The following is a 24,794-nucleotide window of genomic DNA, read 5'->3' as shown; positions in this document are numbered from 1 at the left end:
ACGCACGGAGCGACCGCTCGACGGACTCAGGGGCGCGGGTCGGGAACCGCCGCGTCCGGTCGGCTGACCTTCGGGCGGTCACGATCACCGGCGCGCAGGACGCGCGCGAACGCCACCAGGCCGAAGGACAGCACGGTCACCAGGCAGAAGGACACCATCAGACTGGTGGCCTGGGCGATTCCGCCGATCGCGCTCGGGGCGATCAGACCCGAGGTGTACGTGATGGTCGCGACACCCGCGATGGCCAGCGAAGGATTGCTGCCGCTGCGGCCCGCTGCCGCGAAGCAGAGCGGCACGACCACCGCGATGCCCAGTCCCAGCAGCGCGAACCCGGCGATCGCCAGGGCCGGCTGGTCCGACAGCACGATCAGCAGGCCGCCGAGGGTGGCGAGGACACCGCTGAACCGGACCGTGCGCACGGCGCCGTAGCGGTCCACGATCCTGTCCCCGGCGATCCGGGCGAGCGCCATGGTGAGGGTGAAGCCGGTCGTGCACGCCGCCGCGAGTCCGGCGGAGGTCTCCAGCTGGTCCCGCAGATAGACCGCCGACCAGTCCAGGCTCGCGCCCTCCGCGAAGACCGCGCAGAACCCGACCGCGCCGATGAGCAGCGCCGACCTGGGCGGCAGCGCGAACCGGGGCGGCGGCTCCTCGTCCTCGGCGGGCTGGAGGTCCAGCACCCACCGGCAGGCCACGACGCCGAGGACGGTGAGGGTCACCGCGGCCAGCGCGTGGTGCAGCCGGGCGTCCGAGCCCAGGTGGGCCGCGAGCGTGCCGGCCGCCGAGCCGATCAGGGCGCCCGCGCTCCACATGCCGTGCAGCCCGGACATGATCGACCGATCGAGCCGGTTCTCGACCTCGACGCCCAGCGCGTTCATCGCCACGTCCGCCATGCCCGCGGTGGCGCCATAGGTGAACAGCGCCAGGCACAGCGCCGGCAGGTTGGGGGCGAGGGAGGGCAGGACCAGCGAGAGCGTCCACAGCGCGATCAGTCCGCGCAGGGCGTTCCGGGCGCCGAAGCGGTGACTGATGCTGCCCGCCAGCGGCATCGCCAGGGAGGCGCCGAGTGCGGGGAAGGCGAGCGCCAGCCCCAGCTGGCCCGCGCTGACCCCGGCGTGGTCCTGGATCCAGGGCACCCGTGTCGCGAACGAGCCGGTGACGGCGCCGTGCACGGCGAAGACGGCCGCCACGGCGTACCGGGCGCGCTTCACCTCGCGCAGGTCGTAGACCACCTCACTCATTGTCCGGCCCCTCCTGGTCCTCGCTCCGTGCGGACTGCGTGCTGCGCGCGTCGCACTCTGTGTTGACGCCGCGCGTAAACTATCAGGGTCCCTGCCTGATATATAGGGGATATCCCGGCCGCCCACCGCACGGCCCCGCCGATCTGGAAGGATCCCGGCATGCCCGCATCCCCGAGCACCGCCCGGGCCATCAACGACCGGCTCGCCCTGCGACTGCTCCAGCAGGAGGGCCCGCTGACGGCAGGGCAGTTGAAGCAGCTCACCGGCCTGTCCCGGCCGACCGTCGCCGACCTCGTCGAACGCCTCACGGCTGCCGACCTGATCGCGGTCGTCGGCGAGGCCGGAGAGCAGCGACGCGGCCCGAACGCCAAGCTGTACGGCATCGTCGCCGACCGCGCCCACCTGGCCGCGCTCGACGTCCGTACCGAAGGCGTCTCCGTGGTGGTGTCCGACCTGGTCGGGGCCGTGCTCGCCGAGGCGTCGGTACCCATCGGCGGCGACACCGGGACCGGGCCCGCCGTGGAGCAGGCGGTCACGCTCGTGGAGCGGGTCGCGAAGGAGGCGGGGGCGGACCGGCTGCATACGGTCGGGATAGGCGCCCCCGGTCTGATCGACCCGGCGAACGGAGAGCTGCGCGACTCCACCGGCCTGCCCGAATGGCACCGCCGCCTGGTCGCCACCCTCCAGGAACGGCTCCCCGAGGCCCGCGTCAGCGTCGAGAACGAGACCAACCTCGCGGCCCTCGCCGAACAGCGCGACGGCGTGGCCCGCGACCGCGACACCTTCGTCCTGCTCTGGCTCGGCCACGGCACGGGCGCGGCCGTGGTCCTCGACGGTGCCCTGCGCCGAGGAGCCTCCGGCGGCACCGGCGAGATCGGCTTCCTTCCGGTACCGGGCACGTCCGGACTGCCGTCGGCGGTGGACTGCGAGGGCGGGTTCCACTCCCTGGCGGGGTCGGCGGCGATCGTGGAGCTGGCGCGGGCGTACGGACTGCCGGTCGGGAGCACGGCCGCGCACGAGCCGCTCGCCGCCGGGGTCGTCAGGGAGGCCGCGGGACTGGTGGCGGGGGGCGGGGGCGAGGCCGGGCTGCTCGGCGACGCCGCCTCCGCCGACCGTTTCCTCGACGCCTTCGCCGATCGCCTCGCCCTGGGCGTCGCCTCCGTGGTCGCCATCCTCGACCCCGGCTGCGTGGTGCTCGGCGGGGAGGTCGGGCAGGCCGGCGGGGACGTGCTCGCCGGGCGGGTGGAGGAGCGGATCCGCCGGATGTCGCCGCTGGCGACCGTGGTCCGGCCCACCGGCCTCGGCGGCGGCGCCGTCCTGCGCGGCGCGCTGCTCACGGCGCGGGACGCCGCGCAGGACGAGCTGTTCGGGCCGCCGGACCGGTGACCCGGGACCTGGGAAGCCCAGGTCAAACGCCCTGCCCACCCCCGAAACGCCGCCCCAGGTGTTCCTCGAACGTCCCCTTGCCCACCGCGTGCTCCGGCGCCAGATGACCGCCCGAGCGGAAGCCGTCGTACGCCCTGCCCCGCAGCGGCACGCGCAGCACGACGCGCCTGCGGCCCGTGGCCTGGAGGTAGGCGCGGGCCAGCGAGTCGAAGGTCCGCACCTCGGGGCCGCCCATGTCGTCGACGCGTCCGGCAGGGTCGTCCAGGGCCAGTTCCGCGAGGCGGGCCGCGACCTCCGCCACCTCGATCGGCTGGTCCTTCACCCGGGCCGGGAGCAGCAGGACCGGCGACTTGGCCAGCATGCCGAGCACCCGCACCAGCAGATCGTGGAACTGGGTCGCGCGCAGCACGGTCCAGCCGAGCCCCGACTCCTCGACCAGCCGCTCCACGGCGAGCTTGCTCCGGTAGTAGCCGAACGGCACCCGGTCGACGCCGACGATCGAGATGTACACGAGGTGCCGTACGCCGGCCCGGCGCGCCGCCGCGATCAGCCGCGCCGCCGCCTCCTCGTCGCCGCCGCCCGTCGAGGTCGCGCAGTGCACGACCGTGTCCACGGACTCCATGGCCGCGTCCAGGGCGGGACCACCCTTGCGCAGGTCGACGGCGTACGGCTGGGCGTGCCGGCTGAGCACCCGCACCTCGTGGCCGTCCGCCCGCAACCGCTCGGTGACGAGCCTGCCGAGGGTGCCGGTGCCGCCGGTCACCAGGATCGTGGTCATGCTGTTCAGCCCCTTCCGACGCCGGGCGCTCCCGCATGGAGCGCCCCTCGTCAGCTGGGACCGAGTACGCCGGGTGAAATGTGACAGCCGCGGACGATCACGCCGCCGGCTCCGCTACGCCCGCGCCAGCTGACGGCGCACGAAGTCCAGCTTGTCCGGGTTCACCACGGCCCACGCCCGGGCGAGCAGCCCGTCCCGCACGTCGAACGTCGTCACCGAGAGCAGCGTGTCGCCCTCCCACGCGGCCAGCGCGGTCGCGCCGTTGATCTCGACCGCGGTGAAGTCCACGCCCGCCAGGAACGTCCGCGTCGCACCCGCCAGGAAGCGGAACACCTTGTCCCGGCCCTCGATCGGCCGCCGGGCCGCCGAGACCTTGCCGCCGCCGTCGCTCGACCAGACGACGTCGGCCGCCAGCAGCTTCTCCAGCCCGTCCAGGTCCCCGTCGCGGGCCGCCGTGAGGAACGACCTGACCAGCTCCTCCTGCCGCTCCGCCGACGGCTCGAACCGCGCCCGCTCCTCGCCCACCCGCTGGACCGCCCGCCGGTACAGCTGCCGGCAGTTGGCCTCGGACAGCTCCAGCGCCTCGGCGATCTCCCGGTGGCCGTACGCGAACGCCTCCCGCAGCACGTAGACGGCCCGCTCGGTCGGCGTGAGCCGCTCCAGCAGCACCAGCATCGCCATGGACACGGCGTCCCGCTGCTCGGCGGACTCCAGCGGCCCGAGCGCGCCGTCCGAGGTGACCACGGGCTCCGGCAGCCAGGGCCCGACGTACTGCTCGCGCCGGGCCCTGGCCGAGGTCAGCCGGGTGAGACAGAGGTTGGTGACGACCTTGGCGAGCCAGGCCGCCGGGTACTCGATCGTGTCGCGGTCGGCGCCGCTGAAGCGCAGATAAGCGTCCTGGACGGTGTCCTCGGCCTCGTCGGCGGATCCCAGCATGCGATAGGCCAGGCCGAACAGCCGGGGGCGATGGGCCTCGAACTCGTCGGCGATCGCGGTGGTGGTCATGCCCTCACCCTGCCAGAACGGCGGAGGGCGGGCGTTGGGAGACCCGGCGGCGGGCAAGGGCCGTCGTCACCGCCGCCGGGCCGATCTGCGCGGGGCTCAGCAGGCTCCGAGGTCCTGCCACACGCCCCACTCGCCTGTGGTGCCGGGCTCCTCGCCCTTCGTCCACCACCTGGCCTTCCACGAGTGCCCCGCACGGGACACGGTGCTGCCTCCGCCGTACTCCGTCGTGGCGTTCCAGGCGGGGTTCGCGCACTCCCCACTGGAAGAGGTGGGGGAGGGGGACGGGGTTCCCGATCCCGGCTCCACCACGGTCGTCCCGCGTGCGAGGTCCCCGGCCAGCGCGTACGTCCGCCCTCCGAACGTCACCGTCCAGTTGGACGGCGTCGACACCGGCAGGTAGTACACGAGGTCCAGCTCCACCGACGCCCCCGGCGCCAGCGTCTGCCAGCCCGGCAGCTTCAGCGACACCCGGTGGTGGTCGCCCTCGAGCCCGCCGACGTTGCTCCCCGTGTGATCGCTGCGGATCACCGAAGTCCCCCAGCCCGACTGGTCCTTGGCGTTTGCGGGCGCCGAGGTGCCGTAGTCGAACTGGAACTCCGTGCCGCCCGGCAGCGTCGCCGTCGAGTTGTTGGTGATCCTCAGCTTGGGGCTGATGGGGTAGTTGGAATCGCCGAGCGGGAACTGCCCGAAGTCGACACCGATGTCCAGCGCCTCGGCCGGCAGGTCGATCGTCGATCGCTGCGCGCCGTACGGGGAAGCCGACTTGAACTTCTCGTACATCGCGGAGGTCAGCGTCGAGCCGGGCTCGTACTGTCCCTTGCCCGCGTTCCAGCCGTAGTCACCGGCCAGTTCCCACACCATCGTGCCGCCGATGCCGTGGTCGACGACGTAGTCGGCCTTGGCGTTCACCGACTGCTCGTCCTCGGTGGACAGGAACACCTTCTTCTCCGCGTTCCACAACCAGGGCGCGACCAGGGTCGAGTCGTACCTGCGGGCGTACGTACCGGTCAGCCGGGTGCCGGCCGGGAAGCCGTACTTCGTGACGTAGTCCCCGACGACCCCCTTCTCCAGGTTCTTGGCGTGCCACATCGGGTTCGAACCCGCCGGTGACTCCTTGCCGGCGGTGTCGAGGTCGTGCCAGAGGTTGTCGATCCCGACGGCCCCGTCACCGCACCTGGTCAGCCCGGAGCCCGCCGGACAGGCCGTCGAGGGCGCCTTGCCCCACAGTCCGTCCGTGCCGCCCGTGACGTTCTTGAATCCCCGGGTGTAGTAGGGGAGCCCGATGTTGATACGGCCCGCCGGCATCGAACCGCGGAAGTAGTGGTACGCCCAGTCGGTGTTGAGATAGCCGATTCCGCCGTATTGGGACGTGGAATACACGCCCGCCGCGGCGAGTTCGGCGTCCTTCCCGTCGTCGTAGAGGGAGGCGTTCGGACCCACGTACTCGTTCCAGGCGCCGTGCAGGTCGTACGACATGATGTTGACGTAGTCCAGGTACTTCTGGACCTGGAAGGTCTCCATGCCGCGCAGCAGATATCCGGAGGAGGGGGCGGCGACCGAGAGCAGATAGTGCCTGCCGTCCGCGGCGCCCGCGCGGTCGAGCTTCTCGCGCAGCGTCTTCATCAGAGCCGCGTAGCCCTTGACCAGGCCGGACCGGCGGGCGTTGGACAGGGGCCAGTCCAGCGGATGGCCCGCGTCCTTCATGGAGGTCGGGTACTCGTAGTCGATGTCGACGCCGTTGAAGCCGTACTTCCTGATGAACGCGACCGACGAATCCGCGAACGTGTCGATGCCGGACTGGTTGACCGAACCGTCGGCGTTCGTCGCCATCGAGTAGAAGCCGCCCGAGTTCACGCGGGTGCCGTTGTCGTCGAAATAGCCCCCGGTCTCGGCCCAACCGCCCACCGATATCAGCGTCTTGACGTCCGGGTGCTGCTTCTTGAATTTGTTCAGCAGATTGAAATGGCCCTTGTAGGGGAATTCCGGGTCCGTCTCCGTGCCGCTCACACCCGGCCACGTCATTCCCGTCGCCGGGTTCGTCGCACCGTCGGTGCCGACGGAGATCCTGTTGCCGCCGTCAATGTGCGCGAAGGCGTAGTTGAGGTGGGTGACCTTGTCCCACGGGATGTCCGGGGCGAGGTAGGCGGGCGTGCCGTCCTTGCCGGTGCGCCAGCCGGTGAAGTAGCCGATCACCCGGCGCTGGTGGTCGGCGCCCATCTTCTCCCGGCCGGCCGTGTCGTAGACCGAGCAGTACGGGACATCGACGCCCGGCGTCCGGTACAGGCCGTCGGGGCGACAGGACTCCTGGTCGGCGGCGTGCGAGACGGTCGCCGGGAGCCCGGCGAGCACCAGACCGGCGATGGTGCCGAGGGCGGCGAGCACGGCGGGTCTCGCCCGGTTGCGTGAAAGGGACAGCAAGTCGGTTCCTCCCCACGGAAGTTGCGCAGACACTAAGGAGGACTAGACCAGTGCGTCAATAGGTATGGACCAATCCCGGAAGGGACTCGCTCGGGGAGCCTTGTGAGCCACCCCACAACATTCAGCCGCATGGACCTGGACCGGGCGTGGCACACTGGCTCTGTACCAGAAGCAGCGCACTCCGGGGTCGGTGAAAGTCCGAACCGGCGGTTACAGTCCGCGACCCGGTCGCCTCCAGCGACCGGTTGACCAGGTGAAATTCCTGGACCGACGGTTAAAGTCCGGATGGGAGGCAGTGCGCGGCGGGCGGGCATTCGTGCGCGCCGCCGTATCGGTTCGCCCTCGTGGCGAGCCCTGTATCGGCGTCGCCCTCGGTGTCCCTGCTCGTACATTCTGTCGTCATCGACAGCCCCGGAGTCCGTGCCCGAATGAGGCAGGAGGACCCGGGAAGTGTTCACCGGAATCGTCGAAGAGCTGGGCCACGTCACGGCTGTCGAGACCCTCGACGACGCCTGTCGCTTCCGACTGCGCGGCCCCGTCGTCACCGAAGGCGCCCAGCACGGGGACTCCATCGCGGTCAACGGCGTCTGCCTCACGGTCGTGGAGCACGAGGGCGACGAGTTCACCGCCGACGTCATGGCCGAGACCCTGAACCGCTCCAGCCTGGGCGTCCTCACCGTCGGCTCCCGCGTCAACCTGGAGCGCCCCACCGCCGTGGGCGCGCGTCTCGGCGGGCACATCGTGCAGGGACACGTCGACGGCACCGGCGAGGTGCTGGAGCGCAAGCCCTCCGAGAACTGGGAGATCGTCAAGATCTCGCTCCCCGCCGACCTCTCCCGGTACGTCGTCGAGAAGGGCTCCATCACCGTCGACGGCATCAGCCTCACCGTCGTCGACGCCGGCCCCGACTACTTCACCGTCAGCCTCATCCCGACCACCCTCGACCTGACCACGCTCGGCCTGAAGCAGCCCGGCGACCCGGTCAACCTCGAGGTCGACGTCATCGCCAAGTACGTCGAGCGGATGCTGGGCGACCGGCTCTCCTCCGAAGGGGCGGGCGACCGGTGAACTCACTGAACTCCGAGGCCTTCACCGTCTTCGGCCAGCACATCCTCTGGTCGGACATGGTCGGCAACCTCTTCGGCCTCGCCGCCCTCGCCCTCGGCTGGCGGCGCTCCATATGGACCTGGCTCGTGCAGTTCCTGGCCGGCCTGATCCTCTTCGGCGCCTTCTTCGGCCACCTCACCGGCAGCGCGGGCAAGCAGGCCGTCGTCATGGTCGTCGCCCTCTACGGCTGGTGGCAGTGGCAGCGCGGCCAGGGCCAGGGCGAGGACGGCCACATCAGCGTGCGGTTCGCCACCTGGCGCGAGCGCGGCGCGATGGTCGCCGCGGCCGCCGCCGGCACCGTCGCGGTCGCGCTGCTCTTCAAGGCGTACCCGACCCTGTCCTGGGACCCCTGGCCCGACGCGTACATCTTCGTCGGCACCGTCGTCGCCATGTACGCCCAGGCACGCGGCATGGTCGAGTTCTGGTTCGCCTGGCTCCTCGTCGACCTGGTCGGCGTCCCCCTCAACTTCGCCAACGGCTACGCCTTCTCCGGCTTCGTCTACGTCATCTACGGCGCACTCGTCCTGTGGGGCATGCGCGACTGGTGGCTGCGCTCCCGCAGGACAGCGCGGCCCGTCCTGGAAGGAGCGCCGGCATGACCACGGCACCGACCCTGTACCGCACCGAAGCCGTCGAGGACCTCCGGCTCGACCCGATCGAACAGGCCATCGCCGACATCGCCGCCGGCCGCCCCATCGTGGTCGTCGACGACGAGGACCGGGAGAACGAGGGCGACCTCGTGATCGCCGCCGAGCACGCGACCCCCGAGATCGTCGCCTTCATGATGAGCGAGTGCCGCGGCCTGATCTGCGCGCCCATGGAGCCCGACGAGCTGGAGCGGCTCGAGCTCCCGCAGATGGTCCAGGACAACACCGAGTCGATGAAGACCGCGTTCACCGTCTCCGTGGACGCCTCCGCCGCGCACGGCGTGACCACCGGCATCTCGGCCTCCGACCGCGCGACCACGCTCCAGCTCCTCGCGAGCGGCAAGGCGGAGCCCTCGGACCTCGTCCGCCCCGGCCACGTCTTCCCGCTGCGTGCCCGGCCCGGCGGCGTCCTCGTGCGCAACGGCCACACCGAGGCCGCCGTCGACCTCGCCCGCCTCGCGGGCCTGCGCCCGGCGGGCGCCATCGTCGAGATCGCCGGCGAGGACGGCGAGATGCTGCGGCTGCCCGAGCTGATCCCGTTCGCCCGCAAGCACGGCCTGACGATCATCTCCATCGAGGACCTGATCGCCTACCGCCGCGCCGCCGAACACCCGGAGCCGGCCCAGCAGGAGCCCACCGCGGCCGAGCAGCGCCCCGCCCTCGTCGAGCAGCGGCTGCCGGGCCGCCCGGCCGTCCGCCGCGAGGCCGAGGTCCACCTGCCCACCGCCCACGGCGCCTTCACGGCGTACGGATACCGCTCCACCGTCGACGGCGTCGAGCACGTCGCCCTCGTCCACGGCGAGATCGGCGACGGCGAGGACGTCGTCGTGCGCGTCCACTCCGAATGCCTCACCGGCGACGTCTTCCACTCCCTGCGCTGCGACTGCGGCCCCCAGCTGGAGGCCGCCCTGGAGCGCATCCAGGACGAGGGCCGCGGAGTCGTCGTCTACCTGCGCGGACACGAGGGCCGTGGCATCGGCCTGATGTCCAAGCTGCGCGCCTACGAACTCCAGGAGCGCGGCCGCGACACCCTCGACGCCAACCTCGAACTCGGCCTGCCCGCCGACGCCCGCGACTACGGCGCCGGCGCGCGGATCCTGGTCGACCTCGGCGTGCACAGCGTCCGCCTGCTGACCAACAACCCCGACAAGACCGACGCCCTCACCGGCCACGGCCTCAAGGTCACCGAGCGGGAGCCGATGCCCGTACAGGCGGGCGAGCACAACCTGACGTACCTGCGCACCAAGCGCGACCGGATGGGGCACGACCTGCCCTGGCTGGACCCGGCACCCGGGGCCCCGGCCGCCCTGTCCACCTGCACCAACCAGTAACAGCACACGAGGAGACTCAGGAACGTGAGCGGCAAGGGCGCACCGGAGCTGTCCGTACGCAATGTGGGCGACCTGCGGGTCGCGGTCATCGCGGCGCAGTGGCACGAGAAGGTGATGGACGGTCTGGTGGACGGCGCGCTGCGCGCCCTGCACGACCTCGGGATCGACGAGCCGACCCTGCTCAGGGTCCCCGGCAGCTGGGAACTCCCGGTGGTCGCGAAGGTCCTCGCGGGCCGCGGCTACGACGCCATCGTGGCGCTCGGAGTGGTCATCCGCGGCGGCACCCCGCACTTCGAGTACGTGTGCCAGGGCGTCACCCAGGGCCTCACCCAGGTCTCGGTCGACACCGGCGTCCCCGTCGGCATGGGCGTCCTCACCTGCGACACCGAGGAGCAGGCCCTGGACCGGGCCGGCATCGAGGGCTCCAACGAGGACAAGGGCCACGAGGCGGTGACGGCGGCGGTGGCCACGGCGGCGACCCTCCGCTCAGTATCCGAACCGTGGCGCTAGGTCTCGCGGCCAACGCGTAAAGTGGGCGCCACCATGTCCAAGAAGACTTTCGAGGAGCTCTTCACCGAGCTCCAGCACAAGGCCGCGAACGGCGACCCCGCCACCTCCCGCACCGCAGAGCTGGTCGGCAAGGGCGTCCATGCCATCGGCAAGAAGGTCGTCGAGGAGGCCGCCGAGGTCTGGATGGCCGCCGAGTACGAGGGCAAGGAAGCCGCCGCCGAGGAGATCTCGCAGCTGCTCTACCACGTCCAGGTGATGATGGTCGCGCGCGGGATCTCCCTCGAGGACGTCTACGCCCACCTCTGAGCACCACCGAACCAGCACACCCGTAAGAGCGAACGAAGGAAGCCGACCTCATGCTGCGCATCGCCGTCCCCAACAAGGGTTCCCTGTCCGGCCCTGCGGCGGAGATGCTGCATGAGGCCGGCTACCTCCAGCGCCGCGAGTCCAAGGAACTGCGGATCGTCGACCCCGGCAACGACGTCGAGTTCTTCTACCTCCGCCCCCGCGACATCGCCATCTACGTCGCCTCCGGGCAGCTCGACATCGGCCTGACCGGCCGTGACCTGCTGATCGACTCCGGCGCCAACGCCGAGGAGATCCTCGCCCTCGGCTTCGCCCGCTCCACCTTCCGCTTCGCCACCAAGCCGGGCACCGTCGGCGACGACCTGGCGGACCTCAACGGCAAGACGGTCGCCACCTCCTACGAGGGCATCGTCGCCAAGTACCTCGCCGACAACGGCGTCGACGCCTCCGTCGTCCACCTCGACGGCGCCGTCGAGACCGCCATCCAGCTCGGCGTCGCCCAGGTCATCGCGGACGTCGTCGAGACCGGCACCTCGCTGCGCAACGCCGGCCTGGAGGTCGTCGGCGACCCGATCATGAAGTCCGAGGCCGTCGTCATCCGCCGCACCGGCGCGGACGGCGAGGAGCCCAAGGTCCAGCAGTTCCTGCGCCGCCTCCAGGGCGTCCTGGTCGCCCGGACCTACGTGATGATGGACTACGACTGCCGCGTCGAGCAGCTGGAGAAGGCCGTGGCCCTCACGCCCGGCCTGGAGTCGCCCACCGTCTCGCCGCTGCACAACGAGGGCTGGGTGGCCGTCCGGGCCATGGTCCCGGCCAAGGAAGCCCAGCGGATCATGGACGACCTGTACGACATCGGCGCGCGGGCCATCCTGACCACGGCCATCCACGCCTGCCGCCTCTGACCCGAGAGGCCGTAGACCGATGTCCTCCGAACTGCCCGCCCTGCCCGTCACGTTCCGGCCGGGCCGCACCCGGGCCGTCCTGCTCACCGCCGGCGTCGCGATCTTCGTCGTCATCACGGCGGTCGCGCTGCTGCTGGAGAAGCTCGGCCCCGGCGAGCGCCTCAGCTTCGTCTTCACCGGCGCCCTGATGTTCGGCGTGCTGGCCATGCTGGCGCGCGTGAAGGTCGTCGCCGACGAGACCGGCGTCACCGTGGTGAACATCGCCACGAAGCGCCGACTGGAGTGGGCCGAGATCGTCCAGGTGAACCTCCGTCCGGGCGACCCCTGGGTGTTCCTCAACCTCAGCGACGGCACCAGCCTGCCCGCGCTCGGCATCCAGCCCGGCATCGCCAAGCAGCGGGCCATCGCCGACGCGCGTGCCCTGCGGGCGCTCGCCGAGGCCCGTGCCATCAGGGATCCGGAGGAGCATCAGGGCTGACTCAGGGGGCCATCGGGGCTCACTGGGGGACGTTCACCCTGACGTAAATCGCCATGTCTTGATTAATCTGTTGGCGGAGGCGTTTTCCGACGCCTCCGCCTTTGATGTCCCAGCCCGCCCTCAGAGGCCCCCTGCTACCCGAGGAGTGATTCCCTCCAGCGATGGACGGATCGTCCTGTAGTACCTGCGCCGCCCCCTCCCGAGATACCGGGGCGGCGGCATCATGAGCATCCCCTTGCTGCTTCTGGCAGCCGCGTTCCTCCTGATTCTCGCCAACGGCTTCTTCGTGGCCGCCGAGTTCGGCCTGGTCACGGTCGAGGCGACGGACGCCGAGAAGGCCGCCGCCGAGGGCGACCGACGGGCCCGCCGGGTCGTCGAGTCACTGAAGGAACTGTCCTTCCAGCTCTCCGGCACCCAGCTCGGCATCACCATCACCTCCCTCGTCGTCGGCATGCTCGCCGAACCGGCGCTCGCCGAGCTGCTCGGCGGCCCCTTCACCGCGATAGGCATCCCCGAGGGCGCGGTGTCCGGGGTGGCCGTGGTCGTCGGCATGCTGCTGGCCTCGGCCGTGCAGATGGTGATCGGCGAGCTCGTGCCCAAGAACTGGGCGGTGTCCCGGCCGATGCAGGTCGCGCGCTTCGTCGCCGGCCCGCAGCATGTGTTCGCGCGGCTGTTCCGCCCGGTGATCGCCGCGCTGAACTCCGTCGCCAACCGTCTCGTGCGCGCCCTGGGCATCGAGCCCACCGAGGAGCTGGCCTCCGCCCGCACCCCCGGCGAACTCGTCTCCCTGGCCCGCCACTCCGCCCAGGCCGGCGCCCTGGAACAGGACACCGCGGATCTCTTCGTACGGACCCTGTCGCTCGCCGAGCTCACCGCGCAGCATGTGATGACCCCGCGGGTGAAGGTCAGCGCCCTGCAGTCCTCGGCGACGGCCGAGGACGTCGTGAACCTGACCCGCGCCACCGGTCTGTCCCGGTTCCCGGTCTACCGGGAGAAGATCGACGAGATCGTCGGGATGGTCCATCTGAAGGACGCCCTGGCGATCCGTTCGAGTGAACGGCTGCGCACCCCCGTCGGCCGAATCTCCCGCCCGGCCCTGCTGGTCCCCGAGACCCTGCCGGTCCAGCCGCTCCTCGCCCAGCTGCGCAGCGAGCAGCCCATCGCCGTCGTCGTCGACGAGTACGGCGGTACGGCCGGGGTCGTCACCCTGGAGGACATCGTCGAGGAGATCGTCGGCGAGGTCCGCGACGAACACGACGGACAGGACCTGCCCGAACTCGCCGCCGCCCCGCCGGAGGACGGCCGGCCCGCCTGGGACGCCGACGGCAGCTGCCGGGTCGACATCCTCCAGCGCATAGGACTCGACGTGCCCGAGGGCCCGTACGAGACGGTCGCCGGCCTGGTCGCCGATCTGCTCGGCCGGATCCCGGCCGTCGGCGACAAGGCGGAACTGCCGGGCTGGCGGCTTTCGGTGCGCCGGGTCGGTCACTACCGGGCCGAGCGCGTCCGGCTGGTCCGGACCGGGGCCGTCGTGGAGGTCGCCCGATGAGCGTGTTCCAACTTCTCTTCGCGGCGCTGCTGGTCCTGGCCAACGGCTTCTTCGTGGGCGCCGAGTTCGCCCTGGTCTCGGTCCGCCGCAGCCAGATCGAACCGCTCGGCACGGCCCGCGCCCGCCAGGTGCTGTACGGCCTGGAGCGGCTGCCGGAGATGATGGCGGCGGCGCAGTTCGGCATCACGGTGTGCTCGCTGACGCTGGGCGCGGTGGCGGAGCCCACGGTGGCGCACCTGCTGGAGCCGCTGTTCGAATGGGTTCACCTGCCGCAGGGCATGATCCACCCCCTCACCTATGTCATCGCGCTCGCCGCGGTGGTCTTCTTCCACCTGGTCATCGGCGAGATGCTGCCGAAGAACATGGCGATGGCGGCGCCGGAGAAGGTCGCGCTGTGGCTCAGCCCCGGCCTGGTCTACTTCGCCCGCTTCTGCCGCCCCATCACGGTGGCCCTCGGTGCCGTCGCGCAGGCCATCCTGCGGCTCTTCCGGGTCGAACCGAAGGACGAGGTCGAGGCGGTCTTCACCAGCGAGCAGCTCAACCGCCTCGTCGAGGACTCCGGCCAGGCCGGGCTGCTCGACCCCGAGGAGCAGGAACGTTTGGGGGACGCCCTTGAGCTGGGCTCGCGCCCGGTGACGGACGTCCTGCTGAAGCGCGAGTCCCTGGTCACGGTCAGCCCCTCGGTCACCCCCGGCCAGATCGTCGCCCTCACCGCCCGCACCGGCTACTCCCGCTTCCCGGTGGCCGCGGAGACCGGCGCCTTCATGGGCTACCTCCATGTGAAGGACGTCCTGGACCTGGAGGAGTCCGAACGCGCGGTACCCCAGCACGTCTGGCGCCCGATGACGACCCTCCGCTCCGAACTCCCCCTCGACGACGCCCTCACCGTCATGCGCCGCGCCGCCACCCACCTCGCCCAGGTGGCCGACGCCTCCGGCCGAGTCCTCGGCCTCGTAGCCCTCGAGGACGTCCTCGAACTCCTGGTGGGCGAGGTCCGCGACCCGGCCCACCGGAACCTGCCGGAGGTACGGGTGACAGGACCACGCCTGAGCACGGGAGAGCCGGAGGGAGCACTGACGGGTTGACCCCGGCCTGAATCCGCCCCTCCGCCCCTCCGGCGCCGGTCACCTTCGCAGTCCCTCGGACGTCCGCGTATCTCAGCCCCTCCGGCGTTTGAGAAGCGGGGGTCCAGGGGGCAGATCCCCCTGGGGGGGCGAAGGGCGGAGCCCCTTCAGGGATGGGACGGGTAGGGGGCGGCGGGGGCGAGAACCGTCACATGGCCGACGGATCCTGCGGCCCCCGCCCCGACAGAACCTCCCCGTACGCCTGCATCAGATCCGGCAACCGAAGCGTCGACAGGTCGTCCCTGGTCAACGCCCCCGGATACGTCGACAACCGCAGATCCCGGTACGCACAGCTCTTCTCGTACAGCGTCCGCAGAAACCGCCCGTTACCCAACTCGTCGATCCACCCCTGGTCCACCACATGCCCGGCGATCGACCGCAGCTCGTCCAGAGCCTCCTCGTCCCAGACATCACCGTTCTCCGTCGCGAGCACCTCACCGATGGAGGTCAGCTCCAGGGGCCGGTACGAGGGAAAGTCGACGCGGCTCGTGAAACGGGAGGAGAGGCCCGGATTGGCGGCCAGCAGCCGGTCCATGCCCTCGGGATAGCCGGCGAGGATCACCACCAGGTGGTCCCGGTTGTCCTCGGCGCGCTTCAGCAGCACCTGCAGGGCCTCGTCGCCGTAGGCGTCGCCCTTGCCGTAGCCGGTGTTGGAGAGCGAGTAGGCCTCGTCGACGAAGAGCACTCCACCGAGCGCGGAGTCGATGAGCTCGTTGGCCTTCACGGCCGTCTGGCCCAGGTACTCCCCGACCAGATCGGCCCGCTGGGCCTCCACGAGATGGTCACCGCCGAGCAGCCCCAGGGCGTAGAAGACACGGCCCAGGATCCGCGCGACCGTGGTCTTGCCGGTGCCCGACGGGCCGGAGAAGACGAAGTGCCGTTTGGGCGGCTGTACCGGCAGCCCCTGCCCGGCCCGCAGCCGGGCCATGTTCAACTGGGCGGACAGCGCCTTGACCTGCCGCTTGACGGGCTCGAGACCCACCATGCGCTCGAGCTCGGCGAGCGCCTCCTCGAGTAACTGGGGATCGGTCGGCCCGGCGGGCAATGGCTGCGACGACACCGCGGTCTTCTCGCGCACCGTCGGATCCACCACCGACGGCAGCGGCCCGGTCGGCGGCAGGTCCGGGTCGGACAGCTTCAGGTCCCGCCCCTCGGTGCCGAAGAGCGGGTCGAGCCCGTCGACCCCGTCGCCCAGGTCACCCCCGAACCCGGTCAGCGTGATCGCCGCGAGGTCGGTGGTGTCGTCGTAGCCGTCGCCCTCGGCGATGGCCGCGAGCCGGGCCGAGGTGTCCATGAAGGCGGGGTCGACGCGGTGCACCGCGCGGTACAGGGGGAGCGCGGCGGCGGACCGGCCCGTGCCCTCGTGCGCCCGCGCCAGCCAGTACCGCAGCTCCTTGCGCTGCGGCTGCTCGCTGCGGCATCGCATCAGCGCGGCCGAGAGCAGAGGTTCGGCCTGCCCGTACATCTCGAGCCGGACCCGCGCCATGCCGCCGAACAGGCCCGCCTCGATGCCGAGCATCGCGTCGTCGAGCAGCGGGTCGGTGTGCCGTACCAGCTGCTCCCAGTCCTTGACCAGATAGGCGCGGCACGCGTGCAGAAAGCGGACCTGGTGGTCGGTGTCGACGGGCGGGAGCCCGGCCAGCGCCCGGTCCAGCTCCGGCACATGCCGTCCGTCCAGCCAGTGCGAGGCGTGGGCGAGGAGCAGATCGCGCGGGCTCTCCAGCACCGGTTGCACCCACCAGCCCAGCCAGTACCAGGAGTTGATGGCCCGCCGGTGCCGGGCGCGCTGTTCCCCGAAGCGCTCCCGGTGCCGGAACATCCGCAGCAGCGCGGTCGTCGTGTCGACGCGCAGCGCGTGCAGACCGAGCCAGCCGTCGGCCATCCCCGGATCGATCCGTACCGCGGTGCGGAACTCCTCCTCCGCCTGCGGATAGGCCCCCATCGTGTAGGCATCCACACCTCGCAACCAGGCGAGGTCGGCCGGGGCCTCGGGGCCCTGCGTGCCGAAGTCCATCACGTCCCCCACAAACCGTGCCCCCGTCGGTTGGCCGACCGCTCGTCCGTCGGCCGCCTTGATCGGATCGATCGAACCGCCGTGCCGCGGACCGGAGTTGCAACGGTGCGCAGAGCAGCCGTCCGTACGTCGCACCGAGGGCATCGTACCTGCGAGGGTGTCGCCCGCCCCAGGGTGCCGCACCGGCCGTTTGGCGAGGTGGGAGCGGATCGGGGGGAGCGCGCTCGGTGACCCTGGGTGAGCGAATCGCGGCTCTCGGCGCCCGAAATGAGGAGTCAGGGCAGAACGAAGCCCCCGATCACGGGGGAACAACCGGGGGCTTCGCGTCAGTGGGCGGCTTCAATTGACCGCACATTGAGAACGTAAGTCCTGTACGGCCCCCGGGTCAAGCAGAGTTGAGGCACTCCACGAACTTGCCCGTGAGGGCTCTTCACAAGTTCAGCACATTGCCGATGGGTCGTCACCGTGTGTGATCGTCTGGTCCGGTCCAACAGTCCCGGCAGGCCCAGGAATCACCTCGTACCCCTTCCCGCTCTGCCGAACCAGAAGGTCGGCGAAGGGCCGGGACGGGTCCTTCGCGAAGTGCCTCAGCTCCGCCCTGACCCACCCGTCCCAGAACTCCCGCTGCTCCGCCCCGTCCCGTGAGCGTCCCCGGGTCCAGGACTCCTCGTGCGTCAGCTCCATCCACAGCAACCGGGCGAGATACGGGCGCAGTGCCCGACGGCCGGCGCCCACGCCCTCGACGACGACGACCGGGGCGGGCGGCACGTCGAGGAGCGGCCCGAAGTGGCGGGTCCGCCAGTCGTAGGGGGCGTAGCGAGCGGTCTCGCCCCGCGTGAGCGGTTCGATCACCTGGGCCAGCAGCCGCTCGGTCCACTCGAACAGCTCGTCATGGCTCGCGATGTCGTCGAGATGCAGCACCGGGGCATCGCCCAGCGCCCGGGCCAACTGCCCGGCGAACGTGGACTTTCCGGAGCCGGCGTGTCCGTCGACGGCGATCAGACGGACCGGGCCGCAGGACGGGGGGAGGCGGCGCAGCCGGGAGGCGAGGTTGTGAATCGTTTTTCCTGAAGTGAGACGGGGTGGTGGGCATATTTCTTTGGAACATTCTAGAGCGCGAGAAGGAGATGAGAAAAGGTGTCACTTTGAACTAGCCGACGGCTGCCCACAATCCGCCGAAAAACTCCGGCCACCACGGTGAAATCCACGTTCCGGTTGAGCCGCACGCTGAGTAAGGTGCCTGGAGTGCAACTGTGAGGTGCCGTAACGGGGATGGGCTGGGACAGATGGCCGCGGGGTTATTCGAGGGGCAGTATGTGTGGCATCCGGCGGCCGACGACCGCGTGCTCGGGAGCGTATGCGTCGATGTCCGGGCCGGCCGATATCTGAGCTCCCTCGACGCCCTGGCCGAAACCCGCGGTGACTTCGCCCTGCGGGCCCACCGCTCTCTCGTGCTCGCCTCGGAGGCCGCCGACTCCGACCTCGTCGAGCGCTGGCTGCACGAGGAGCCCGGCCCCGAAGCGGCGCTGATGTGGGCGCGGGTCGCCGTGCTGCGTGCGTTGCGCGCCGCCGACGCGGGCGACCCGCGGACCGAGGCGCTGGAGCGGATAGCGCTGGCCGCCTGCGACCGGGCCGCCGCGGTGGCCCCCGTCGATCCCACGCCCTTGGTGGCCAAACTGGCCATGGCCCGGCTGCACCGGCTGCGCGACCGGGCGCCGCGCGGACTGCTCACGGCACCGCCCGGCCCCTGGCAGCTGTTCGCCCACATCCTCTCCCTCGACCCCTGGCACCGCGAGGCCCACCACCGCTTTCTGGCCTGCTTCTTCACCCGCCACGGTGGCTCCGTGACCGCCGCCTGGGACGTCGCCGCCTTCCTCGGGCAGCGGGCGCCCGCCGACTCGCCGTTGCGCCTGCTGCCGCTGGTCGCCCTGGTGGAGTGCTACGACCCGACCCAACTGCTCGCCGACCGGGTCTGGGAGCAGCCGCAGTGGCGCGCGACCTCGCTGTCGATCCACCGGAACTGGCTGCCCGCGGTGGCCGACTACCCCTTCACTCCGGTCCTCGACCTGGCCTATCTCGCGCACGCCCTGGTCATGGCCCGGTGCGAGGAGGAGGCCCGCGCCGTCTTCACGGCGATGGGGCCGTACGCCTCGCGCATGCCCTGGTCCGTCTTCGGTGACCCGGCCGCGCAGCTGTCCCGGGCGCGCCGCGCCTGCGGCCTGCCCGTGCCGAGCGCCTGACGGACCGCAACCCCCCACCGAGAGAAAGGCCCGACCCGTGTCAGAACGGATATCGGTTCCGCGTGCCGCGGCACGCGGGGGAGCCGATCCGATCGCGCTCGACGACGACGCGACCCTGCATGCGATGGGTTATCCGAGAAAACTCACGCGCCGTTTTCAGGCATTCGACAATTTCGCCATCTCCTTCACCATCATCAACATCATCTCGGGTATCTTCTCGGGTTTCGGATTCGGTCTGAACGCGGGTGGCCCGAGCGTTCTCGTCTTCGGCTGGATCGGCGTCTCCGTCATGGTGCTCTTCGTGGGGGCATCGATGGCAGAGGTCGCCTCCGCCTATCCGACGAGCGGCGCGCTGTATTTCTCCGCGGGAAAGCTCGCCAAACGGCACAAGGGCGCCTGGTCCTGGTTCACCGGCTGGCTGAACTTCGTGGGCCAGGTGGGTGGCACGGCCGCCACCGGATACGCCGCCGCCACCTTCGTCCAGGCCCTCATCGCCCTCCAGTGGCCCTCGTACGAGCCGTCCGGGCATCGAACCGTGCTGATCACGGCCCTGATCATCGTGCTCCAGGGGCTCGCCAACACCTACACCGTGCAGTTGGTCGCCGTACTCAACCGGATCTCCGTATGGTGGCTGCTGATCGGACTTGTGATCATTGTGACCGCCCTGATGGTCATGCCCGATCATCATCAGTCGGCTTCGTTCGTCACGCATTTCGCGAACAACACGGGTTTCACCAGCGGACTTTATGGCGGCATGCTCGGTCTGCTGGTCACCAGCTGGACCTTCACCGGCTTCGACGGCAGCTTCCACATGTCGGAGGAAACGGTCCGGGCCACGGTCAATGCGCCCCGCGGGATCACCCGGGCCATCGCCTACTCGGCGATAGCGGGACTGCTGCTGATGCTCGCATTGGTCTACAGCATTCGTGACTACGACCGGGTGGCGGGCGCCGACGCGCCGCCCGTGCGGATCCTGATCGACGGGCTCGGCGCGGGCACCGCGAAGGCGCTGCTGCTGATCGTCATCGGCGCCATGCTCTTCTGCGGCCTCGCCAATCTCACCAGCAACACCCGGCAGATCTTCGCCTTCGCCCGGGACGGCGCCATGCCCGGCTCCCGCTGGTGGCACTCGGTCTCGCCGCGCACCCGCACCCCCGTGAAGGCGGTGTGGCTGGCGGTCGCCTGCTCGCTGGCACTTGTGGTGCCCGGCTGGTGGTCGCACACGGCCTTCACCGCCATCGTCAGCGTCAACGTGGTCGGGCTGTTCCTCGCGTACGCCGTCCCGATCCTGCTCCGGCTGCGCCTGGGCGACGAGTTCCAGCCGGGGCCCTGGCACCTGGGGCGCTGGGGGCGGCCGGTCGGGGTCGTCGCGGTGGGCTGGATCCTGCTCAGCAGTGTCCTGTTCATGCTGCCGCACGCCTCGCCGGTCACCGCCGACACCTTCAACTACGCGCCCATCGCCCTGGCCGTCGTCCTGGCCGTGGCCACCGTGTGGTGGTTCACCAGCGCCCGCCGCCGCTTCCACGGCCCGGTCAGCTACGGCCGCCCCGACGAGGTCGCGGCGATGGACCTCGTCTGACGCTCGTCCGTCAGCGGCTCTCGCCTGACGGCACGTCACCCTCCCGGCGTCCGAAGCCACGCGGCACGGGCGCCGGGAGCCCGAGTCCCCTCGCCCGTCCGCTCAGCGCGCCCCGCCCGTACGGCGATTGGGCCGTTCGGTCTCACCCCAGGTCATGTCAGTGGTCGACACCAATATTCGTAGGCGCGCCCGGGCCGAAGTGCTGGCAGACACCGGCCCCTGCGGCCATAGTGGGCGGACAGCCGTGCACCGGACGCGCTGGACCCGCCCGACCCGGACACCCTGGGGGTCTTCCGCCCATGAGCAGAGCCGAGCAGCCGTCCCGCAGAATCGTTCTGGCAGCAGCGGTCGCCGCAACCGTCACCGGCACCGCGGGCGCGGCGGTCGCCCTGGACGCCACCGCAGAGGCGGAAGCCCCGGCACAGGCCCCCGCCCGCACCGTCGACAACCGCGCCTGGACCACGTACACCGACTGGCGCGGCGGTACCGCCCAGGGCGCCCGTGCCGTCGCAGGTGCCCGCCCCGGCCTCGTCATCGCCACGGCCGCGGGCACCCGCGACTACACGGACCCGCACACCGGCCGGAGCGCCCGCTGGGAGTACGCGACCTGGACGTCCCCCGTGCACCGGCTCACCGTCCCCGCGACCGAGCTGATCGCCTCCTGGAACGCGCACACCCCCGCCGGCACCTGGATCCAGATCGAACTCGGGGGAACGTACTCGGACGGCACCGCCACCCCCTGGTACGTGCTGGGCCGCTGGGCCGCCGGTGACCAGGACATCAAGCGGACCTCGGTCGACGACCAGAAGGACGGCCGGAGCACCGTCTGGACGGACACCCTCGCCGTCGACGACCCGGCCGGCGGCCTGCGCGTCGCCTCCTACCGGCTACGGCTGACCCTGTACCGCAGGCCCGGAACGAAGCTCACCCCCACCGTGTGGCGGGCCGGCGCGATGGGCTCCGACGTCCCCGACCGCTTCACCGTCCCGGCCTCCACCCCCGGCCTCGCCCGGGAGCTGGCCGTCCCGCGCTACTCGCAGGAGATCCACATCGGCCAGTACCCGGAGTACGACAACGGGGGCGAGGCCTGGTGCAGCCCGACCTCCTCGCAGATGATCGTCGAGTACTGGGGCGGCCGGCTCACCCCGGAGCAGCTGGCCTGGGTCGACCCGGCGTTCGCCGATCCGCAGGTCTGCCACGCGGCCCGGTACACCTTCGACCACCAGTACAACGGCTGCGGCAACTGGCCGTTCAACGCCGCCTACGCGGCCACCTTCAAGGACCTCCAGGGCGTCGTCACCCGGCTCCGCTCGCTCACCGACCTCGAGACGCTGATCGCGGCCGGCATCCCGGCCATAACGTCCCAGTCCTTCCTGAAGGGGGAGCTGACCGGGGCGGGATACGGCACCGCCGGGCATCTCATGACCGTCATCGGCTTCACCGCCGGCGGCGACGTGATCGCCAACGACCCGAACTCGCCGAGCAACGAGGCGGTACGACGCGTCTACAAGCGGCGCGAGTGGGAGAACATCTGGCTGCGGACCAAGCGGTACAACGCCGAGGGCAAGGTCGCCTCCGGCACCGGCGGCGTCTGCTACCTGTACTTCCCGGCGCGTCCGACCCCGCGCCAGCGCGCGGCGCTCACGGCGGTGGGCGTCATGTGAACGCCGGGCGGGCTGTGAGCAACGTCTCCGCCGCACAGGCCGTTCACGGTGGCAGGGTGGGCGTATGACCACGCACTCCGCCACCGCCGCGCGCGTCCGTACCGGCGGCCCCCAGGAAGACGGCCCGAAGATCCTCGAGCACGTCATGGGCTGGACCCTCGTCGTGGTCGTCGCGATGCTGATCACCCAGCTCGGTCTGCTGTGACCTGACACACACAGAACCCTTTGGTCGGACATGTCCCGACCTGTTCGTCGGGTGGACCCATCAAACTCGATCAGACTCGAACGAGCAGCTGGTGCAGGTCTGCCATACTGCGGATGTCCCGCCGCCCGTTGAACAACAGGGTCTAAATTGAATATTAGTCAACAGCGTGACGCGGCCCGGCCCCGGGCGCGCGGCACCGAGCGCTCGATGGCGCGCCGTGCCGAACTCATCAGCATCGGGCGGAAGCTGTTCGCCGACACGTCGTACGACGCGCTCTCCATGGACGACATCGCCCGCCAGGCCCATGTCGCCAAGGGGCTGATCTACTACTACTTCCAGTCCAAGCGCGGCTACTACCTGGCGATCATCCAGGACTCCGTCGCCGACCTGGTCACCTTCGCCGCGAGCGGCCTCGAACTCCAGCCGGTCGACCGGGTGCACCGCACCATCGACAGCTACCTCCGCTACGCCGAGCACAACCAGGCCGCCTACCGCACCATCGTCAGCGGCGGCGTCGGCTTCGACACCGAGGTGCACGCCATACGGGACGGTGTGCGCGAGGCCATCGTGGCGACCATCGCCGAGGGCGCGTACGGCCGTACCGACATTGCCCCGCTCGCCCGCATGGGCCTGCTCTCCTGGGTGTGCAGCGTGGAGGGCGCCACCCTCGACTGGACCGAGCGCCCCGAACTGCCCCGCGACACCATGAGCGAACTGCTGGTGAGGACGCTGGGCGGCGCCCTGCGCGCCATCGAAGAGATGGACCCCGCCTACCCGGCCCCCGAGCCCGCGCGACGGGAGGGCTGACCGGCAGGTGACAGGACGCAGGGGCGGAGGCTCGTGGCCCTCCGCCCCTGCGTCCCCCCGTGGGGCCGGCTACCTGATGGACTTGATCAGTTCACCGCCGGACGTGTCCCCGCTCAGCTCCCAGAAGAAGGTCCCGCCCAGCCCCTGCTGGTCCTTGTACGTCATCTTCGCCGCGATGGTCGCGGGGGTGTCGTAACTCCACCACTCGCTCCCGCACTTGGCGTACGCCGTGCCGCCCACGGTCCCGGTCGCCGGGCACTTGGACTTGAGCACCTTGTAGTCCTCGATGCCCGCCTCGTAGGTGCCAGGGGCCGCCCCGGTCGCCGTGCCGCCGGGCGCCGACCGGGTGACGCCGGTCCAGCCGCGGCCGTAGAAGCCGATGCCGAGCAGCAGCTTGGACGACGGGACGCCGAGGCCCTTGAGCTTGGCGATGGTCGCCGAGGTGTGGAAACCGGCCTTCGGGATGCCGGAGTAGGAGTTCAGCGCCGAGTGCGGAGCCGTGGGGCCGGTCGCGTCCCAGGCGCCGAAGAAGTCGTACGTCATCGGGTTGTACCAGTCGACGTACTGCGCCGCGCCCGCGTAGTTCGCCGCGTCGATCTTGCCGCCGCTCGTGGCGTCGGCCGTGATCGCCGCGGTGACGAGGTTCCCGGAGCCGAACTTGGCGCGCACCGCCGCCATCAGGTTCTTGAAGGCCTCCCGCCCGCTGGTGTCACAGGTGGCACCGCAGGCGTTCGGGTACTCCCAGTCGATGTCGATGCCGTCGAAGACGTCGGCCCACTTGGAGTTCTCGACCAGGTCGTAGCAGGACTGGGCGAAGGCGGCCGGGTTGCGCGCCGCCTCGCCGAAGCCGTTCGACCAGGTCCAGCCGCCGAAGGACCACAGGACCTTCAGGCCCGGGTGCTTCTTCTTCAGCTCGCGCAGCTGGTTGAAGTTGCCGCGCAGCGGCTGGTCCCAGGTGTCGGCGACGCCGTCCACGGACTCGGCGGCGGTGTAGGTGCGTTCGGTCGCCGCGTAGGAGTCGCCCATCGCGCACTTGCCGCCGGTGACGTTGCCGAAGGCGTAGTTGATGTGGGTGAGCCTGGCCGCCGATCCGGACGTCTCGATGTTCTTGACGTAGTACTTGCGGTCGTAGGTGCCCCATTCCGTGAAGTAGCCGACGACCTTGGAGCCGGCGGCGAGCTTCGGCCTGGCGGCGGGTTCGGCGGTGGCGGTGCCCGCGCCGGCGAGCAGTCCGGCGCCGAGGACGGCCGCGCACGCGGCGGAGACGAGCGCCATGAGCCGGGCGCGGGGGCGGTGCGAGAGGTGCATCGGGTGTCTCCTCGTGGGGGAGAGGGGAGCGTGCTGCGATTGGCATGGACGCGCTGATGCGTTGATCCGTCACCGTAGGAGGACTAGACCAGTACGTCAATGGTTCGGACCAATTTCGATGCCATGGGTAACGTGCTGGATACTTCTTTTAGTGAGCGGTCGTTAACCGGTGACGCGATGCCTCCGATCGGGCATACT

The 24,794-nt window shown here is 70.7% G+C and carries 22 protein-coding genes and 1 riboswitch; of the genes, 15 read left to right on the top strand and 7 right to left on the bottom strand.

Annotated elements, in window-relative coordinates; genetic code table 11:
• Window positions 1–26 precede the first annotated feature (26 nt).
• Window positions 27–1,238: an MFS transporter gene (locus tag ACFZBP_RS30345; RefSeq protein ID WP_391417715.1), complete on the bottom strand. Its 1,212-nt coding sequence runs from the start codon at window positions 1,236–1,238 to the stop codon at window positions 27–29.
• A gap of 159 nt (window positions 1,239–1,397) precedes the next feature.
• Between ACFZBP_RS30345 and ACFZBP_RS30340 the strand changes: the two genes are divergently transcribed.
• Entirely contained in the window at window positions 1,398–2,624 is a 1,227-nt protein-coding gene (locus ACFZBP_RS30340; RefSeq protein WP_391417713.1) for an ROK family protein, read from the top strand.
• A gap of 22 nt (window positions 2,625–2,646) precedes the next feature.
• Here ACFZBP_RS30340 and ACFZBP_RS30335 read toward each other — a convergent pair whose 3' ends face one another.
• The 3 genes from ACFZBP_RS30335 to ACFZBP_RS30325 form a co-directional block, all read right to left on the bottom strand.
• Window positions 2,647–3,402, bottom strand: a complete 756-nt coding sequence (locus ACFZBP_RS30335; protein ID WP_391417711.1) for an NAD(P)H-binding protein — start codon at window positions 3,400–3,402, stop codon at window positions 2,647–2,649.
• A 114-nt stretch (window positions 3,403–3,516) separates the two neighbouring features.
• Entirely contained in the window at window positions 3,517–4,407 is an 891-nt protein-coding gene (locus ACFZBP_RS30330; protein WP_383458631.1) for an RNA polymerase sigma-70 factor, read from the bottom strand.
• A 96-nt stretch (window positions 4,408–4,503) separates the two neighbouring features.
• Window positions 4,504–6,825 (bottom strand): chitinase C-terminal domain-containing protein, encoded by a 2,322-nt coding sequence (locus ACFZBP_RS30325; RefSeq protein ID WP_391417708.1) that lies wholly within the window; start codon window positions 6,823–6,825, stop codon window positions 4,504–4,506.
• A gap of 172 nt (window positions 6,826–6,997) precedes the next feature.
• A riboswitch (FMN riboswitch) is annotated at window positions 6,998–7,128 on the top strand.
• 147 nt (window positions 7,129–7,275) lie between these two features.
• Between ACFZBP_RS30325 and ACFZBP_RS30320 the strand changes: the two genes are divergently transcribed.
• From ACFZBP_RS30320 to ACFZBP_RS30280, 9 genes are all read left to right on the top strand, one after another.
• Window positions 7,276–7,893 (top strand): riboflavin synthase, encoded by a 618-nt coding sequence (locus tag ACFZBP_RS30320; RefSeq protein ID WP_383458625.1) that lies wholly within the window; start codon window positions 7,276–7,278, stop codon window positions 7,891–7,893.
• Complete coding sequence (locus ACFZBP_RS30315; RefSeq protein WP_391417706.1) at window positions 7,890–8,531, top strand: nicotinamide mononucleotide transporter; 642 nt, start codon at window positions 7,890–7,892, stop codon at window positions 8,529–8,531. The genes ACFZBP_RS30320 and ACFZBP_RS30315 overlap by 4 nt, the downstream gene beginning before the upstream one ends.
• Window positions 8,528–9,910, top strand: coding sequence for a GTP cyclohydrolase II (gene ribA / locus ACFZBP_RS30310; RefSeq protein ID WP_383458617.1), 1,383 nt, complete (start codon window positions 8,528–8,530; stop codon window positions 9,908–9,910). The genes ACFZBP_RS30315 and ribA overlap by 4 nt, the downstream gene beginning before the upstream one ends.
• Before the next feature lie 24 nt (window positions 9,911–9,934).
• Entirely contained in the window at window positions 9,935–10,420 is a 486-nt protein-coding gene (gene ribH, locus ACFZBP_RS30305; RefSeq protein WP_057614122.1) for a 6,7-dimethyl-8-ribityllumazine synthase, read from the top strand.
• Between the two features lie 33 nt (window positions 10,421–10,453).
• A complete protein-coding gene (locus ACFZBP_RS30300) occupies window positions 10,454–10,726 on the top strand; it encodes a phosphoribosyl-ATP diphosphatase (RefSeq protein WP_391417703.1) in 273 nt (90 codons plus the stop codon).
• Window positions 10,727–10,776: 50 nt separating this feature from the next.
• Window positions 10,777–11,628, top strand: a complete 852-nt coding sequence (hisG, locus tag ACFZBP_RS30295; RefSeq protein WP_383458615.1) for an ATP phosphoribosyltransferase — start codon at window positions 10,777–10,779, stop codon at window positions 11,626–11,628.
• Window positions 11,629–11,647: 19 nt separating this feature from the next.
• Window positions 11,648–12,106 (top strand): PH domain-containing protein, encoded by a 459-nt coding sequence (locus tag ACFZBP_RS30290; RefSeq protein ID WP_391417700.1) that lies wholly within the window; start codon window positions 11,648–11,650, stop codon window positions 12,104–12,106.
• A gap of 223 nt (window positions 12,107–12,329) precedes the next feature.
• Window positions 12,330–13,655, top strand: a complete 1,326-nt coding sequence (locus ACFZBP_RS30285) for a hemolysin family protein (RefSeq protein ID WP_383458609.1) — start codon at window positions 12,330–12,332, stop codon at window positions 13,653–13,655.
• Window positions 13,652–14,740, top strand: coding sequence for a hemolysin family protein (locus ACFZBP_RS30280; protein ID WP_383458607.1), 1,089 nt, complete (start codon window positions 13,652–13,654; stop codon window positions 14,738–14,740). Before ACFZBP_RS30285 ends, ACFZBP_RS30280 begins: the two co-directional genes overlap by 4 nt.
• Window positions 14,741–14,927: 187 nt before the next feature.
• Here the strand turns inward: ACFZBP_RS30280 and ACFZBP_RS30275 are convergent, their stop codons facing one another.
• Both ACFZBP_RS30275 and ACFZBP_RS30270 read right to left on the bottom strand, forming a co-directional pair.
• Window positions 14,928–16,793, bottom strand: coding sequence for an AAA family ATPase (locus ACFZBP_RS30275; RefSeq protein WP_383458604.1), 1,866 nt, complete (start codon window positions 16,791–16,793; stop codon window positions 14,928–14,930).
• Between the two features lie 438 nt (window positions 16,794–17,231).
• Entirely contained in the window at window positions 17,232–17,852 is a 621-nt protein-coding gene (locus ACFZBP_RS30270) for a uridine kinase (protein WP_391418262.1), read from the bottom strand.
• Window positions 17,853–18,079: 227 nt separating this feature from the next.
• On the opposite strand from ACFZBP_RS30270, the gene ACFZBP_RS30265 reads away from it, so the two are divergent.
• From ACFZBP_RS30265 to ACFZBP_RS30245, 5 genes are all read left to right on the top strand, one after another.
• Window positions 18,080–19,033, top strand: a complete 954-nt coding sequence (locus tag ACFZBP_RS30265; protein ID WP_383458601.1) for a hypothetical protein — start codon at window positions 18,080–18,082, stop codon at window positions 19,031–19,033.
• 37 nt (window positions 19,034–19,070) lie between these two features.
• Window positions 19,071–20,612, top strand: a complete 1,542-nt coding sequence (locus tag ACFZBP_RS30260; protein WP_391417697.1) for an amino acid permease — start codon at window positions 19,071–19,073, stop codon at window positions 20,610–20,612.
• Window positions 20,613–20,911: 299 nt separating this feature from the next.
• Window positions 20,912–22,276 carry a C39 family peptidase gene (locus ACFZBP_RS30255; RefSeq protein WP_391417695.1) on the top strand — a complete coding sequence of 455 codons (1,365 nt, stop codon included), beginning with the start codon at window positions 20,912–20,914 and terminating at the stop codon, window positions 22,274–22,276.
• 64 nt (window positions 22,277–22,340) lie between these two features.
• Entirely contained in the window at window positions 22,341–22,481 is a 141-nt protein-coding gene (locus ACFZBP_RS30250) for an SCO1431 family membrane protein (RefSeq protein WP_391417693.1), read from the top strand.
• A gap of 147 nt (window positions 22,482–22,628) precedes the next feature.
• Complete coding sequence (locus tag ACFZBP_RS30245) at window positions 22,629–23,288, top strand: TetR family transcriptional regulator (RefSeq protein ID WP_391417691.1); 660 nt, start codon at window positions 22,629–22,631, stop codon at window positions 23,286–23,288.
• Between the two features lie 69 nt (window positions 23,289–23,357).
• Here the strand turns inward: ACFZBP_RS30245 and ACFZBP_RS30240 are convergent, their stop codons facing one another.
• Window positions 23,358–24,596, bottom strand: coding sequence for a glycoside hydrolase family 18 protein (locus ACFZBP_RS30240; RefSeq protein ID WP_383458590.1), 1,239 nt, complete (start codon window positions 24,594–24,596; stop codon window positions 23,358–23,360).
• Between the last annotated feature and the right edge of the window lie 198 nt (window positions 24,597–24,794).

The sequence above is a fragment of the Streptomyces sp. NPDC008086 genome, assembly GCF_042957325.1.
GTDB lineage: Bacteria > Actinomycetota > Actinomycetes > Streptomycetales > Streptomycetaceae > Streptomyces.
The sequence above is the reverse complement of the archived record's forward strand: the minus strand, read 5'-3'. Positions and strand labels throughout refer to the sequence as shown.